At 46.1% G+C, this 14,743-nt stretch carries 12 protein-coding genes; 11 read left to right on the top strand and 1 reads right to left on the bottom strand.

The genetic code is table 11. The annotated features are described in order from the left end of the window. The first annotated feature begins 135 nt into the window (after nucleotides 1–135). Nucleotides 136–555 (top strand): hypothetical protein, encoded by a 420-nt coding sequence (locus tag NSQ20_RS09935; RefSeq protein ID WP_036610969.1) that lies wholly within the window; start codon nucleotides 136–138, stop codon nucleotides 553–555. A gap of 264 nt (nucleotides 556–819) precedes the next feature. Here NSQ20_RS09935 and NSQ20_RS09940 read toward each other — a convergent pair whose 3' ends face one another. Further along, nucleotides 820–2,379 (bottom strand): histidine kinase N-terminal 7TM domain-containing protein, encoded by a 1,560-nt coding sequence (locus NSQ20_RS09940; protein ID WP_340032358.1) that lies wholly within the window; start codon nucleotides 2,377–2,379, stop codon nucleotides 820–822. Between the two features lie 389 nt (nucleotides 2,380–2,768). On the opposite strand from NSQ20_RS09940, the gene NSQ20_RS09945 reads away from it, so the two are divergent. From NSQ20_RS09945 to NSQ20_RS09990, 10 genes are all read left to right on the top strand, one after another. Next, nucleotides 2,769–3,641 (top strand): SDR family oxidoreductase, encoded by an 873-nt coding sequence (locus NSQ20_RS09945; protein ID WP_340032359.1) that lies wholly within the window; start codon nucleotides 2,769–2,771, stop codon nucleotides 3,639–3,641. 252 nt (nucleotides 3,642–3,893) lie between these two features. After that, entirely contained in the window at nucleotides 3,894–4,241 is a 348-nt protein-coding gene (locus NSQ20_RS09950) for a cupin domain-containing protein (protein ID WP_340032360.1), read from the top strand. Between the two features lie 43 nt (nucleotides 4,242–4,284). After that, on the top strand, nucleotides 4,285–6,105 hold the full coding sequence (locus NSQ20_RS09955; protein WP_340032361.1) for an ATP-binding protein: 1,821 nt from the start codon (nucleotides 4,285–4,287) through the stop codon (nucleotides 6,103–6,105). A 116-nt stretch (nucleotides 6,106–6,221) separates the two neighbouring features. Next, a complete protein-coding gene (locus NSQ20_RS09960; RefSeq protein ID WP_036609823.1) occupies nucleotides 6,222–6,950 on the top strand; it encodes a response regulator transcription factor in 729 nt (242 codons plus the stop codon). A 152-nt stretch (nucleotides 6,951–7,102) separates the two neighbouring features. Further along, on the top strand, nucleotides 7,103–8,284 hold the full coding sequence (locus NSQ20_RS09965; protein ID WP_340032362.1) for a methyl-accepting chemotaxis protein: 1,182 nt from the start codon (nucleotides 7,103–7,105) through the stop codon (nucleotides 8,282–8,284). A gap of 227 nt (nucleotides 8,285–8,511) precedes the next feature. Continuing rightward, a complete protein-coding gene (gene pstB, locus NSQ20_RS09970) occupies nucleotides 8,512–9,267 on the top strand; it encodes a phosphate ABC transporter ATP-binding protein PstB (RefSeq protein ID WP_036609821.1) in 756 nt (251 codons plus the stop codon). Between the two features lie 63 nt (nucleotides 9,268–9,330). Then, the gene (gene phoU / locus NSQ20_RS09975; RefSeq protein WP_036609819.1) at nucleotides 9,331–9,990 is read left to right on the top strand and encodes a phosphate signaling complex protein PhoU; all 660 of its coding nucleotides are present in this window, start codon (nucleotides 9,331–9,333) and stop codon (nucleotides 9,988–9,990) included. A gap of 234 nt (nucleotides 9,991–10,224) precedes the next feature. Further along, the gene (polA, locus tag NSQ20_RS09980) at nucleotides 10,225–12,879 is read left to right on the top strand and encodes a DNA polymerase I (RefSeq protein WP_340032363.1); all 2,655 of its coding nucleotides are present in this window, start codon (nucleotides 10,225–10,227) and stop codon (nucleotides 12,877–12,879) included. A 118-nt stretch (nucleotides 12,880–12,997) separates the two neighbouring features. After that, the gene (mutM, locus tag NSQ20_RS09985) at nucleotides 12,998–13,825 is read left to right on the top strand and encodes a DNA-formamidopyrimidine glycosylase (protein WP_036669994.1); all 828 of its coding nucleotides are present in this window, start codon (nucleotides 12,998–13,000) and stop codon (nucleotides 13,823–13,825) included. A gap of 100 nt (nucleotides 13,826–13,925) precedes the next feature. Further along, nucleotides 13,926–14,741: an MntP/YtaF family protein gene (locus NSQ20_RS09990; protein WP_076326994.1), complete on the top strand. Its 816-nt coding sequence runs from the start codon at nucleotides 13,926–13,928 to the stop codon at nucleotides 14,739–14,741. Nucleotides 14,742–14,743 lie beyond the last annotated feature (2 nt).

A 14,743-nucleotide genomic window follows, 5' to 3' on the forward strand; every position in this document is an offset into this window, starting at 1 on the left:
AAACTTTTTGAACAGAAGCTAAAAGAAAACCTCCGGTAAACCCGGAGGTTTTCTTTTCTTTGGATAAGTTCCCCAGTATAATGGGATGTGATGTATAGCACACCGAAAATGTTGAGGAGGATGAAAATTTTGACAATGATTATGTATTTGCTCCATATTGTTGGAGCACTGGCGATGGGATTCTATTTGATTCTGCCATTTGTGGTCGGTAAAATCCGTACCTTGAATGCTGCAGCACAAGAGGGAGCCTTTGCATCACTTCGTTCTTTGAACAAAGTCGCGCAGTATGGACTTGTAATCCAACTTCTTACTGGTGGTTACCTGATGACCAAAGGTGAGTATTCTCATGTCTGGATGGCTGTCGTTGTTGTTCTGCTCTTGGCTATTGCGGCTATTGGAGGAATCATGGGTAAACCGCTGCGACTCGCTGCAGAAGGTGTGAAAAACAAACGTGATGTGGGTCCTGAGCAAAGCAAGATCCGTATGTTCAGTACACTTCTGGCTGTATTCTTGCTAATCATGGTGTACCTGATGGTGAATAATCAGGTGATCTAAGTGCGTTGCGGACGGTTAATCCACCTTACGAAGATGTATTGTTAGTCGTTGGTTAAGCGTTTGCAGACGTACTTAGGACAAGCCGGATGAGATGTAAGATGGTGTTTCGTTGAAACAAACAAAAAGTAGACAGCCAATGAGGCTGTCTACTTTTTGTTAATACCAAGATGAAATCAGTAGTCCTCGGTTTATTTGAACTAAAACTAGAGGGAATCACTACCATACATAACATCATGCATTACCATCTGACATGGTCTACATTGATTAGGTTGTACTCACAGTATACGCACGCACTGCATTTCGACCATTACGCTTGGATTCGTACAAGGCGGTATCAGCATCGCGTAATAAGGACTCCAGCGAATCTGACCCTCCATTGTACTGGGCAATACCAAAGCTTGAGGTCAGCGTAATAGGCACACCCTTAACATCCAGGGGGGCATTCAATAAGGCAACTCTCAGTTGTTCGGCAAGTTTCTCGGCTTCTTGAAGCGAGGTATTCGGAAGAGCGATGACAAACTCTTCGCCTCCATATCGGGCAAACAACATCTCAGGGCTTAAATATCGATTACAAACAGAGACTACATGAATGATGGCCTGATCGCCAACATCATGCCCGTACGTATCGTTGATGCGTTTAAAGTAATCAATATCAAATAAAATGAATGAAACAGGTTGCGGGTTAAGCTGAGCTTCACTCAAAATCTCCCGACCTCTATGCAAAAATTGAGTGCGATTATAGATTTTGGTCAGACCATCGAAATAAGCCAGTTGTTTCAACTGTTCTTGCAAGAAGCGTTGTTCCGTTATATCGATTAACATAATTAGACTGCCCACAGTCTGTGCATCCTTGTTATACACGTAAGATGTCCTGACCTGATAACAGACGGTCTCTCCATTTAACTGCCAGTACAGATCGGTTTGCAATCCTTCTCTTCCGTATTCAACGGGAAACGTCTTTCCAGCAAGATTATGCCAGATTTCATCCAAGGGTTGGCCAATCATGGTTGTATTAAGCTCTGGCAACATGTCACGCAGAGATCTGTTGTAATCGACCAGTCGATTGAAACTATCAAGTACAATAACACCTTCACGCATACTCTCGAAAATACTGTCTTTGGCGATGGGTACGATGGTCAGTAGACGTGAGGATAGAATCGCCCAGATATACATGGCAGATGTGATACACATGAGCACGGGGACGGGGTCCATCCCACCGGGGGTCAAACCAAGCAAATACAGAAAAGCTGCGACCATAGGAATAATCTGTGAAGTAATGAGAGTAAGTAATTGACGACGATACATCTTCTTGGTGTGTCTCCATTGTCCAATCAGAATAAGGCAGGCACATAACAGACAGGAGAAGGTGAATGCACCATGTACAACATACCATTGACCCACTGCGATATCCATCAGAGGAACGGGACTATCTTCTCTTAGCCATACTTTTTTATAAAATAGATGATGAAAGTCATTGGTTGCAACCATACCTAGTGTAATGGAAGGGATTACAAACAGCGCGGCAGTTACCTTTTTGGATAAGGTTTTTCCTGTGTACTTTATCATCAACATGAGGCCAAGAGATGCGGAGAAGGGCATGCCTATATACTCCACGGTGGTCCAAAACATCATCTGCTCCAGCGTGTTGCTGGCTAGCTCAATCGCATAACCAAAAGTATATATGGAGAGTGCTGCTGTGTAGAGAATGAATATTTTGGAACTGGGAATCTCGGATCTTCTGAAATAGGTATATAAACACAAAAAGACATTCAGCACGGCTGAAGTAGCGACGAGTGTTATATATGAATTAATATGCGATTCCATTGTCAGGTCTCCATGTTAGGTTAGAATGATTAAACCAATAAAGATGAGAGTTAAAGCACATCAGTATACTGTACATTGTACATCAGCCCAAGCAGCATAGGAATACACTTTGTATCATGAAACAGTCTAATTTCGAATAAATTTCGAATTTTGGCCAAACAGGCATTGAAGCAAATTGGTTGTTTGATATCTAAAGAGGGTGGTAAATAACGATTAGAGACAGCACGCTGAGGCTTAAGTTGCTGTTCATCGCAGAAGAATAATCTGAACTGTTCATGCCATCCTACAGAATGAGACTTTTTCAGAGAACGAAAGACAAGGAAGTATACAGTTAGGGTCCATGTCTTCTGTAATCCAATCATGTTCACATTTTGAGAGGAGAATGTTAGATGTCAACCAACACACAACAAAATCAAAAAACAATGCCAGCACAGCATCAGGATCAACGCCCCGGTATTGAATCGGAGATGCATCCCAGACCGGAATTTGAGAAGCCTGAATACAAGGCAGCAGGTAAACTGACGGGTAAGGTGGCCCTTATTACAGGGGGTGACAGCGGAATTGGACGTGCTGTTGCTGTTACGTATGCCAAGGAAGGCGCGGATGTAGCCATTGTATACCTGAGCGAGCACGAAGATGCCAAGGAAACGAAACGTCAGGTCGAACAAGAAGGACGCAAGTGTATCTTGATTGCAGGGGACATTGGTGATGATGCCTTTGCGAAGAAATCGGTTAAGCAGACAGTAGATGAACTGGGCAAACTGGACATTGTCGTGAATAACGCAGCAGAACAGCATCCACAGCAGAATCTGGAGGATATTACGCCAGAACAGCTGGAGCGTACATTCCGTACCAATATCTTCGGCATGTTCTATGTGACACAGGCAGCCCTGCCACATCTGAAGAAGGGCAGCACGATTATTAATACAACCTCTATCACAGCCTATCGCGGAAGCCCGACCCTGCTTGACTATTCATCTACCAAAGGAGCAATCACTTCGTTCACTCGTTCGTTATCGATGAATGTGATTGAGAAGGGAATTCGTGTCAATGCCGTTGCACCAGGGCCGATCTGGACACCACTCATTCCATCCACATTTGATGAGAAAAAAGTAAGTGAGTTCGGCGCAACGCAGCCAATGAAGCGGCCAGGACAACCGGATGAACTGGCTCCCGCTTACGTATACCTTGCTTCGGATGACTCTTCGTATGTGAGCGGACAGGTGATACATGTGAATGGCGGCGAAGTGGTGAACGGATAATACGTAATGAACGTTTAGACTCAGGATAGGATTGATTATATAGAGAGACGTATCGCTTTCAGCATGGCTGAGCGGTGCGTCTTTTTTATATCAGGTGAATATGTATGTCAAAGATGCGGTTAGCACCTGTTTACAAAAGTCGGCATCTCTGTTGATACAACTATGATATTTTATTATTAGCCTTGTCTGACTGGAAACTCCCTAATCTGTGATATGATAGATCGAGCAATTATACTCGAAGGGACAAGTCATATGAAAATGAGCAAACAGAATGCAGCACATTATATATGGGGTGCACAGTGCGACGGTTGGCATCTCGTTCAAAATGAAACACTGAGCATTATTCATGAACGAATGCCCGCAGGAACGGCTGAAATACGACATGTTCATTCGGTAAGCCGTCAGTTTTTTTTCATCCTCAGCGGTGAAGCGTGTATGGAACTTAATGGAGAGACGTTTGTGCTGGAAGCCCATGAAGGAATAGAGATTGTACCCGGAATGCCGCATCAGATGATGAATCGGAGCGACGAAGAAGTGGAGTTTCTTGTAATTTCCAATCCGGGTACCCGTGGGGACCGAATTGAACTGGATTCAATGTAGAGCAATTCATTAGATATTAATCTGATCATAAAGGAAGAGATAGATGAGACCGTTCCGAATTCGCCTTGCCATCATTATGATGGTGCTGATCGGCGTATCCGTCATTGTGGCTGGATACACGATGGGCAGAGTGTTTAAGACTACGCATATAGCCGCATTGGAGCAAACCATGGTGCGCGAGATTAATTTGCTCAAAGCAACTTTTCCATTCCATGATGCAAGTGATCCAACCTCGGAAGCCACACGAAAGTATTATTCAGATCGGGCGCTGGAACTGGACCGTCTGACGGATTCCCGGGTAACCTTCATCAATAAAGACGGCATGGTCATTGGAGATTCCGAGAGTGATCCGGCATCCATGGATAATCACTTGAACCGTGAGGAGATTAAGGGTGCCGTCGGAGATGGATACGGGCAATCCATACGTTACAGTGAGACACTGGGACAAGACATGCTGTATGTAGCACTACCTGTGAATTCGGATCAAAGTGACATGATTGAAATACCTAGCGGCAAATTTGATGGTTACATTCGTCTATCCATGAGTCTACAGGCTGTGGATCAAGGGCTTCAGCGTGGTTGGATGATTATGTTTGCTGCACTTGGATTATTGTTCTTAATTGTCGCGTTTGTCAGTTATCGGGTTGCACGCGGATTAACCTCCCCGATTGAGCATATTACAAAAGTGGCCCATCGGATCACCAAGCTGGAATACGATGCCAGAGTTGATGTAACGCGAAGAGATGAGATCGGACAGCTGGGGCTTGCGATAAACGGAATGGCAGACAGCTTGCAGTCCCAACTGAAGACGATTCGTGACAATGAAGCGTTGTTACAGAGTGTCCTCGCGAACATGACCGGAGGTATTGTCATGATCGACGCAGGGCAATCTATTGCACTGGTCAATCGGGAAGCGGAGCGTATGCTTGGTATTCAAGCAGGAAAGGTTACGGGTAAGCCTTATACTGAATTGAAAAGACACTACGAATTAACTCGCACCATTGAAGAGAGTGTTGCACTGAAAGAACGGATGCATGAAGAAGTGAGTGTGTTCAACCCGGAGGAAAAACTGATCCGTATTGATGGAGTACCGATGTCCGAAGATGATGGTGGATATCGAGGCATGTTGTTCCTGTTGCAGGACGTGACGGCGATTCGCCGATTGGAGTCCATGCGCAGTGAGTTTGTTGCAAATGTCTCTCATGAGCTCAAGACACCAGTCGCTGCGGTCAAAGGGTTTGCCGAAACGTTGCTCAGCGGCGGGGTACAGGATAAGGAGACAGAGCGATCATTCCTGAAAATCATCTATGATGAAGGAGACCGACTTAACCGATTAATCGGGGATATTCTGGAGTTATCCAAAATTGAATCGAAACGCGCACCGCTGCAATGCTCACCTGTGCATGTACACTCTTTCTTCGAAATGGTGCTGGGCACCTTGTCCAAGGTGGCGGAGAAAAAGAAAATTCGTCTGGAAATGCATGTTCCGGAGGAACTGTACATTGAAGCGGATGAGGACAAGATGAAGCAGATTTTCATCAATCTGTTATCCAACGGCATCAACTATACCCCCGATGGTGGACGAGTGAAGTTACAGGTGACGATGGATAACGATGATGAAGTTGTCTTTGCGGTGTCGGATACAGGAATTGGCATACCGAAAAAAGATTTGCCGCGAATCTTCGAACGGTTCTATCGCGTTGATAAAGGCAGATCCCGTAATTCAGGGGGCACAGGCCTTGGACTTTCCATCGTTAAACATCTGGTGGAATTGCATCATGGCAAATTGTCTGTAGAGAGTGAACTGGGCATGGGGACAACGTTCCGTGTGATCCTTCCATTCATTCAAGACGAAGAGATGTAGGCGTCTAGTATCAAAATGTAAAAAGTGTGTATTGTTTTACACCGCGTTAACAAATTAGTGCTATGATAGAAAAAGTGTTGTGGCAACAGACAACCTATGAAGAGAGAAGGGGTATCATGGCACAGCGTTTACTAGTTATTGAAGATGAACCTACATTATCAAGATTACTCACGTATAACCTGACACAGGAAGGTTATGACGTTACGGCAGAGGATCACGGATCTGCAGGATATGATCGGGCCTTGTCCCAGGAATTTGATCTCATTTTGCTGGATTTGATGCTTCCGGGCATGAATGGTCTGGACATTCTGAGCAAGTTAAGAATACAGGGTGTTAGTACACCGGTTATCATTCTGACGGCCAAGAACGGTGAAGCCGAGGTTGTACAGGGACTGAAATCAGGTGCCGATGATTATATTACCAAACCGTTTGGTGTATCTGAGTTATTAGCCCGAGTGGATGCGGTATTAAGACGTTATTCCAATGGTGAAGATTTACCACAGCTTGAGGACAAGGATGGCTCACGAATTATTCTGGGAGAGCTGGAGATTTATCCTCTGAAATATGAAGTGACACTGGGTGGACAATCCATCAGTCTGCGTCCGAAAGAGTTCGAAGTACTTCTATATTTGGCTAAAAAGCCGGGTGTAGTACTGACAAGGGATGATCTGATGAACGCTGTGTGGGGCTTCGATTATATCGGAGGTCAACGAACCGTGGATGTTCACGTCAGTTCATTACGTAAAAAGCTGGAGCTGGACCCGGAATCGGTCCACATTGATTCCATTCGTGGTGTAGGTTATAAATTGGTTGTCAAAAGAAAAACTCCCCATCATTCAAGTTAGCAATGATCGGGGAGTTTTATTTTACGTTCATTTAACATAAAGGAAGATTTTTCTTTACGTAGAGGGAGTAGCATGGACTTATCTGAGTGATACTTTGTACCTACATAACCCACCTCAAGACGGAGGTATTACGTAAAGGAGATTGCGCATTTATGCCCATGTTGCTCGAAGTGAAACCTGACCAGCCTCATGTTGTTTTACATAATGAAGAATTAACAACATCCGAACAGCAGCATCATGAAGTAAAGGTGGTTGCTGAAGAACCTGTAATCCATTTACATGACTATTACCGTCAAGTACCTGTCGCCGGGGTCCATACGACCTGTGGAGAAGCAGCGACGATGATGAATCAGGATCAGGAGTACCCATGTATCGTATTGTGTGATGAGCAGATGAAACCTACTGGATTGTTAATGCGAGAGACGTTATATCGGATGTTAAATGGCCGTTTTGCCGCAGATCTATTCTACCGTAAGCCGGTCATACAAGTAGTGAATACATCTCCGGTTATAGCAGATATTCATATGGAAGCCTCAACGATTATTGATATCGCACTTGGACGCGATGAACAGCATTTCTACGATTGTCTGCTGGTTACGGAACAAGGCAGACTGCTAGGTGTGCTGACGATGCGTGACGTAATGTCGCTATCTCGCAGATTGCAACAGTCTGTTACGGAAGAGCGCATACGTACAGTAACCGAGAGCAGACAGGAGATATCCAGAATCAACAATGCGGTCACCAAGCTGGTGAATGCAGCGAATCAGACCGTTCATGAGGCCCGTGAGATCATGGCATTGTCCAAGCAGGGCGAAGAGAGTTTGAAGCACGTTGATGCTTCCTATAACCGCGTACATCAGCATATGGAGAGTCAAGGACAACATGCGGATCACATGCTGAATTCGATCAAAACAGGCTCAGGGATGGCACAATCCATTCGCTCCCTGGCAGATCAGAGTGGTCTCCTCGCCCTGAATGCTTCCATCGAAGCAGCTCATGCCGGTGAATATGGACGAGGTTTTCAGATTGTTGCAGGCGAGATTCGAGCGCTCGCAAAACAGACCCGTGAGGTTGCGGGGAACATGTCTTCATTGTTAGAGAATATTGGTGGATTGACCCTTCAGACTGTTGAACTGGTTAAGGCAAGCGGAGCGGAGATTGACGACAGTTCGGTGCATGTCACCGCAGGGGGAGCAACGTTCCGACAACTGAACAGTGCGGTGAGAGATTTGTCTCGTATAGCAGAGGAGATCGCCATGGAAGGTGGGAAAGCTGGAGAAGTCGCAGAGCACATTCGTACGAAGCTGGATGAGATGGTTACGAATAGTGAGTAATATAAAGTAGTCAATAAGGCAGGCATCAGCAATCAGATTGATCCATCAAGCAGATCATGAAGGTTAAGGATGTCTTTTTTACATTCCGTTAACATGAAAGTGATACTGTTTTTACAATGAAAGGGTAGGATATTAAAGATGGCCGAGCAGCGATGAAAGTTTATCAGTATCGGTCTCAACGTAAAGGGAGTTTCCGTGTCCCTGCAGCGAAGGAGAAGTGAACATCCATGAAGGACCTCATTCACATTGAAAATCTTAATTTATATTATGATACGCATCACGCGCTTAAAAATATATCGATGGATCTGCCGGAAAAAACCGTTACTGCGTTCATCGGGCCGTCAGGTTGTGGTAAATCGACATTGCTTCGCACGTTAAACCGGATGAATGACATGATTCCGGGTGTTCGTGTGGAAGGACAGGTTATGCTGAATGGCTCTGACATTTACAGTAATGAGATCGAAGTGGAGACACTGCGCAAACGAGTTGGCATGGTGTTTCAACAACCGAATCCTTTTCCAAAATCCATATACGATAATGTGGCTTATGGACCGCGCTTGCACGGGGTAACCCAAAAGGCTGAACTGGATCAGTTGGTGGAACAAAGTCTTGTCCATGCTGCATTGTGGGATGAAGTGAAGGATGTATTGAAAAAGTCGGCACTTAGTTTGTCCGGCGGACAACAACAGCGTCTCTGTATTGCACGGGCGCTGGCTGTACAGCCTGACGTTCTACTGATGGATGAAGCAACGTCTGCACTCGACCCAATCTCCACATTGAAGATTGAGGAGCTAGTGAAAGAATTGCATCACAAGTACACGATCGTTATGGTTACCCACAATATGCACCAAGCGGCACGGGTATCTGGACGCACGGTATTTTTCCTGAATGGTGAAGTGGTGGAGGCAGCTGATACGGAGACGTTATTCTCCACACCGCAAGATTCCCGAACCGAGGATTATATATCTGGAAGGTTCGGTTAAGCGAGCTGAATTGGAATGATCCCGGCATACCCGGAGATGATGGATAAGGAGGACATGAAATCTATGATTCGCAGAAAAGAATTTGATCAGGAGCTTGAAGAGCTGCGTACCTTGCTCAAACAAATGGGTGAACATGTAGGAGCAGCATTGGATGGTGCTATTGAGAGTTTACAAACGATGAACGCGGAGAAAGCTCAGGTCATCATCAAGAATGATGCGAATCTGAATGCCCTTGAAGACAAAATTATGGAACTTGGCTCCAAACTGATCATCACACAACAGCCGGTGGCAAAGGATCTCAGACGTATTATCGTGGCATTCAAAATCTCCAGTGATCTGGAGCGTATGGGAGATCTTGCGCTCGACGTGGCGAAGGTGACACTCCGGATGGATGGACAGAAGCTGATTAAACCTTTGGTGGATATCCCGCAAATGGCAGAAATCGTGAAATCCATGATTGATGAATCCATCGAATCTTTCCTGAAAGAAAACACAGACCTGGCCTATAAAATGGCTCAAACGGACGATCAGGTGGATCAACTGTACAGCCACATGATCAGTGATCTCTACACGTTAATGTCAGAGCATCCGAATCAGGCTTCACAGGCTATGCTGCTGATGATGGTTGGGCGTTACATTGAACGTATTGGCGATCATGCAACCAACATTGGTGAGAGCACGGTGTACCTGGTGACAGGTAAACGTCCGGATCTGAATCAATAGGAAGAGCATTACTTTGGAATTGGGGAATCAGTACTGATTAAGTAATGCAATCATATGAATGGAAAAGGACTTTCTCTCAGGTAGGCTGTGTACAGCTGTCTGTGGAGAAGGTTCTTTTTTGCGATTAAATGTGAAGTGAAAGAGGCTATTCTTTTTGATGTAACAGGTGGGTATGGTATCATGAGAGTAGATGTAATTTGAAGAGGTTGACCATATAATACGCGAGGTGCTGGAATGGACAAGTTTATTCTCATAGATGGAAATAGCATTATTTACAGGGCGTTTTTTGCAATGCCGCCTCTGACCAACTCGAAAGGTTTGCATACCAATGCGGTATATGGCTTCACTACGATGTTGCTGAGATTGCTTGAAGAGCATAAGCCTACACATGTCATGGTTGCATTTGATGCAGGCAAAATCACGTTCCGCCACGAAGGGTATCAGGAATACAAGGGTGGACGGGAGAAAACACCACCAGAGTTGTCAGAGCAATTCCCTTTGCTCAAAGAACTGTTGAAAGGACTTGGCATTGCTCAGTTTGAGCTGGCTGGATTCGAAGCGGATGACATCATCGGAACGTTAACCAAACGCGCAGATGAAGCGGGTAGACAGGTGCTCGTTGTATCGGGTGACAAAGATATGCTGCAGCTTGCTTCCGAACATGTACATATCGGGCTAACGCGTAAAGGGGTAACCGATATTGAGCTGTATGATCCTGCTCAGATTAAGGAGCGTTATGGTCTGACGCCGCTGCAAATTATTGATCTCAAGGGTCTGATGGGCGATGCGTCCGATAACATTCCAGGCATTCCCGGGGTTGGAGAGAAAACAGCGTTGAAGCTGCTACACCAGTTCGGATCGGTAGAGGATGTGCTGAACGGCACAAGTGAACTGAAAGGCAAGATGAAAGAAAAGATCGAGGCCCATGCCGAAGATGCCCGGATGAGCAAACAACTCGCGACGATTCACAGGGAAGTTCCGCTGGAGCAGACGTGGGAGGATATGCAATTCGCGGGATTAAAAGAAGAACATGCTGGCCCTGCATTGGCCAAGCTGGAATTCAAATCCTTGCTCGAACGCCTGTCGTTCAGTGGCAACATCGGTTCTGAACAGGAAGCAGTCCCTGCTGCCGAAGTTGAATCCTCCATTGCAACAGAGGACAACATCAGTGAGCTGTTCAGTTCCCTCGATTCCATTGATGTACTCCACGTGGAGACACATGGAGATAACCCGCACCAAGCGAAACTGATTGGACTAGCTGTAGGTTCTGCTGGAACATATACGTTCATATCTCCCGAATTACTTCATTCCGAGGCTGCGGCTCCAGTGCGGGCATGGCTTGGTAATTCAGAGCAGCCCAAGCGCGGGTATGATCTTCATCGTGTAGATCTGGCCCTGCATGCACATGGCATTGAATTCGCTGGTGCGTCATTTGATGTACAGCTGGCGGCGTATTTGCTTGATCCAACCGAATCCAACCAGACGATTAGTGGACTCACGACCAAGTATGGTCTGCCTTCACTTGTGGAGGATGACACGGTTATGGGCAAAGGTGCCAAGTACAAGGTACCGGAAGTGGAGATCTTGGGTGATTTCCTGTGCCGCAAAGCTGCCGCAGTAGCAGCCATTATTCCACTTCAGGAGCAAGTGCTGGAAACCGATGAGATGAATTCACTGTTCCATGAACTGGAGATGCCGTTGTCACGCATATTGGCGGACATGGAGAAACAGGGTATCAAGGCCAATACAGCCGATCTACAGGCTTTGGGTAGTGAGTTTGAAGAACAGATCAGCAGGTTGATGGCTGAGATTTACAAGCTGTCAGGAACGGAATTTAATCTGAATTCACCAAAGCAACTGGGTGAGATTTTATTTGATAGACTGGGCTTGCCAGTGGTGAAGAAAACAAAAACGGGTTATTCCACAGATGCGGAAGTATTGGAGAAATTGGCTCCTTATAATGATGTGGTCAAGCATATTCTGCAATATCGTCAGCTTGCCAAGCTGCAATCCACTTATGTGGAAGGATTGCTCAAAGAAATATCCAATCGGGATGGCAAGGTGCATACGTATTATCGTCAGACCATCGCCGCTACTGGACGACTTAGCAGTCAATTCCCGAACTTGCAGAACATTCCGATTCGGATGGAAGAAGGTCGCAAAATCCGGAAGGTATTTGTTCCTTCCGAACCTGGATGGTCCATTTTGGCAGCAGACTATTCCCAGATTGAACTGCGAGTACTGGCCCACATTTCGGACGATGAGCGCTTGAAGGAAGCGTTTGTCAACGATATGGATATTCATACAAAGACAGCTTCGGATGTATTCGGTGTGAAGCCTGAGGATGTGGATGGGGATATGCGTCGTTCCGCGAAGGCAGTTAACTTTGGTATCGTGTATGGCATAAGTGATTATGGCTTATCACAGAACCTGCACATTACACGTAAAGAGGCTGCGCAGTTTATTGATCAGTATTTTGAAGTGTTCCAGGGTGTCCGCCGATACATGGATGACATTGTGAAGGAAGCTCGTCAGGATGGTTACGTCAAAACGCTGTTGGAACGTCGTCGCTACCTGCCAGAGATTAATGCCAGTAACTTCAACCTGCGTTCTTTCGCAGAGCGTACGGCGATGAATACACCGATTCAGGGAACAGCGGCAGATATCATCAAGCTGGCCATGGTACAGATGGATGAAGCGCTACGGGAACGCAAGTTGAAGAGCCGTATGTTGCTTCAGGTGCACGATGAACTTGTATTCGAAGTGCCTGCCGATGAATTGGAATTGATGAAGGAATTAGTGCCTTCTGTCATGGAAAAAGCATTGGAACTGTCGGTTCCGCTGAAAGCCGAAGTCAGCTTTGGTGATAACTGGTACGAAGCGAAATAAATCAAGTGTTGAGCGGTTTTTCCGGTATTTTACAATAGGCCCTTCCATGTTTGAGATATAAGAAAAGGGTCCCGCTGAGCGCCATCTTCCGTTATAATATAGGGGAGGTGAGAACATCATGCCGGAATTACCGGAAGTCGAAACAGTCAGAAGAACATTGAATCAACTTATTGTGGGCAAAACGATTGATCATGTTACCGTTAGCTTGCCGCGGATTATTCAGCGGCCGGACGACATAGATGCATTTGCAATGGAACTCGCGGGACATACCGTCATTGGGGTGGAGCGCCGCGGCAAGTTTTTGCGTATTTTGCTGGACGGGCTGGTGCTTGTCTCCCATCTGCGGATGGAAGGAAGATACGGTGTGTACGAGCAGCATGAAGATGTGGAGAAACATACACATGTGATCTTCCATTTTAATGATGGTACGGAATTGCGTTATAAGGATGTGCGTCAATTTGGTACGATGCATCTGTTTAATGCAGGTGAGGAACTGGTGTCCAAACCTCTGCTGAAGCTGGGACTGGAGCCGCTTGATCCAGCCTTTACGGTAACTGCATTCCGCGAGGCGGTTGGCAAGCGTACAACCAAAATCAAGGCTGTACTTTTAAATCAGGCATATGTGGTTGGTATCGGGAATATTTATGTGGACGAGGCTCTATTTCGCGCAGGTATCCATCCCGAGACCATCGCCAAGACACTGACCGAAGCTCAGTTAACGGTGCTTCATGAAGCGATTGTGGCTACGTTGCAAGATGCAGTGAATGCAGGTGGATCTTCCATCAAGTCCTATGTGAATGGACAGGGTGAGATGGGGATGTTCCAGCATCAACTGAAAATCTATGGACGCAAATCAGAACCTTGTACAACTTGTGGTACGTTAATTGAAAAAACGGTGGTTGGTGGCCGTGGCACGCATTTTTGTCCGAACTGTCAGCTGCTGTAACATGAACTGAATGAACGAAATGATGAAATCATAGCACCCTTGGATTCCTCCCTCCATATACTGATATGGCAGAAATAAGCGGGCGTATACCCATACTGGCATCTTCAGTTGGCACGAGTACCGCACAGAGGAGGAGTCCGGGGTGCTGCATCATTTTATTTCATTGCTGGCGCTTGCTTTGGCGCTTAGTTTAGATGGTTTTGGAGTCGGGATTACATATGGGTTACGGAGGACGAAGATTCCCCTGTTATCTATCGCTGTTATTTCGATCTGTTCAGGATTGGTTATTGCCTTGTCGATGCAAGTAGGTGTGTTGTTGTCCCATGTGGTGTCACCGGATATCGCTTCGATCGTGGGAGCCGTTATATTGATAGGTATTGGTGCATGGTCACTGTTGCAACTAATTCGAAAGCAAGGCAAAGAACAGCTGGAAACAGACACTGGAATGGGTGAGGGAACAGAAGCAAAGGTAACTGGAGTGGGAGAAGCACAAGAGAGACTGTCGGATTCAAAGGGCAGGAATCAGGTGCTTGCACTGGATCTGGAGCAGTCGGCTTCAAATGGATCACTGGAACGAATGGTATTTACACTGGAGCTGCGCAAGCTGGGCGTTGTCATTCAGATCCTTCGCAGTCCCTCCAAGGCGGATATGGATAACTCGGGGAGTATATCTGCTCAAGAAGCGATGTGGCTTGGTATTGCCCTGTCTCTGGATGCGTTTGGAGCAGGTTTGGGAGCGGCACTTCTGGGATTCCCTACACTATGGACAGCACTCATTATTGCACTGTTTAGTGGGGCGTTTCTGTCACTCGGCATGAAGGTTGGCCTACGATTCTCAGCTCTGCGCTGGATGCGAAGACTGTCTGTATTGCCAGCGCTATTGTTAATGATTATGGGAATAATGAAGTTGTTATGAGG

The organism is Paenibacillus sp. FSL K6-1122 (assembly GCF_037977015.1).
In the GTDB taxonomy this organism is placed as follows: Bacteria; Bacillota; Bacilli; order Paenibacillales; family Paenibacillaceae; genus Paenibacillus; species Paenibacillus amylolyticus.

Coding starts and splice junctions, on each gene's coding strand:
- NSQ20_RS09935 (WP_036610969.1), top strand. CDS start 136: ATGATTATGTATTTGCTCCATATTGTTGGAGCACTGGCGATGGGATTC.
- NSQ20_RS09940 (WP_340032358.1), bottom strand. CDS start 2,379: ATGGAATCGCATATTAATTCATATATAACACTCGTCGCTACTTCAGCC.
- NSQ20_RS09945 (WP_340032359.1), top strand. CDS start 2,769: ATGTCAACCAACACACAACAAAATCAAAAAACAATGCCAGCACAGCAT.
- NSQ20_RS09950 (WP_340032360.1), top strand. CDS start 3,894: ATGAAAATGAGCAAACAGAATGCAGCACATTATATATGGGGTGCACAG.
- NSQ20_RS09955 (WP_340032361.1), top strand. CDS start 4,285: ATGAGACCGTTCCGAATTCGCCTTGCCATCATTATGATGGTGCTGATC.
- NSQ20_RS09960 (WP_036609823.1), top strand. CDS start 6,222: ATGGCACAGCGTTTACTAGTTATTGAAGATGAACCTACATTATCAAGA.
- NSQ20_RS09965 (WP_340032362.1), top strand. CDS start 7,103: ATGCCCATGTTGCTCGAAGTGAAACCTGACCAGCCTCATGTTGTTTTA.
- pstB (WP_036609821.1), top strand. CDS start 8,512: ATGAAGGACCTCATTCACATTGAAAATCTTAATTTATATTATGATACG.
- phoU (WP_036609819.1), top strand. CDS start 9,331: ATGATTCGCAGAAAAGAATTTGATCAGGAGCTTGAAGAGCTGCGTACC.
- polA (WP_340032363.1), top strand. CDS start 10,225: ATGGACAAGTTTATTCTCATAGATGGAAATAGCATTATTTACAGGGCG.
- mutM (WP_036669994.1), top strand. CDS start 12,998: ATGCCGGAATTACCGGAAGTCGAAACAGTCAGAAGAACATTGAATCAA.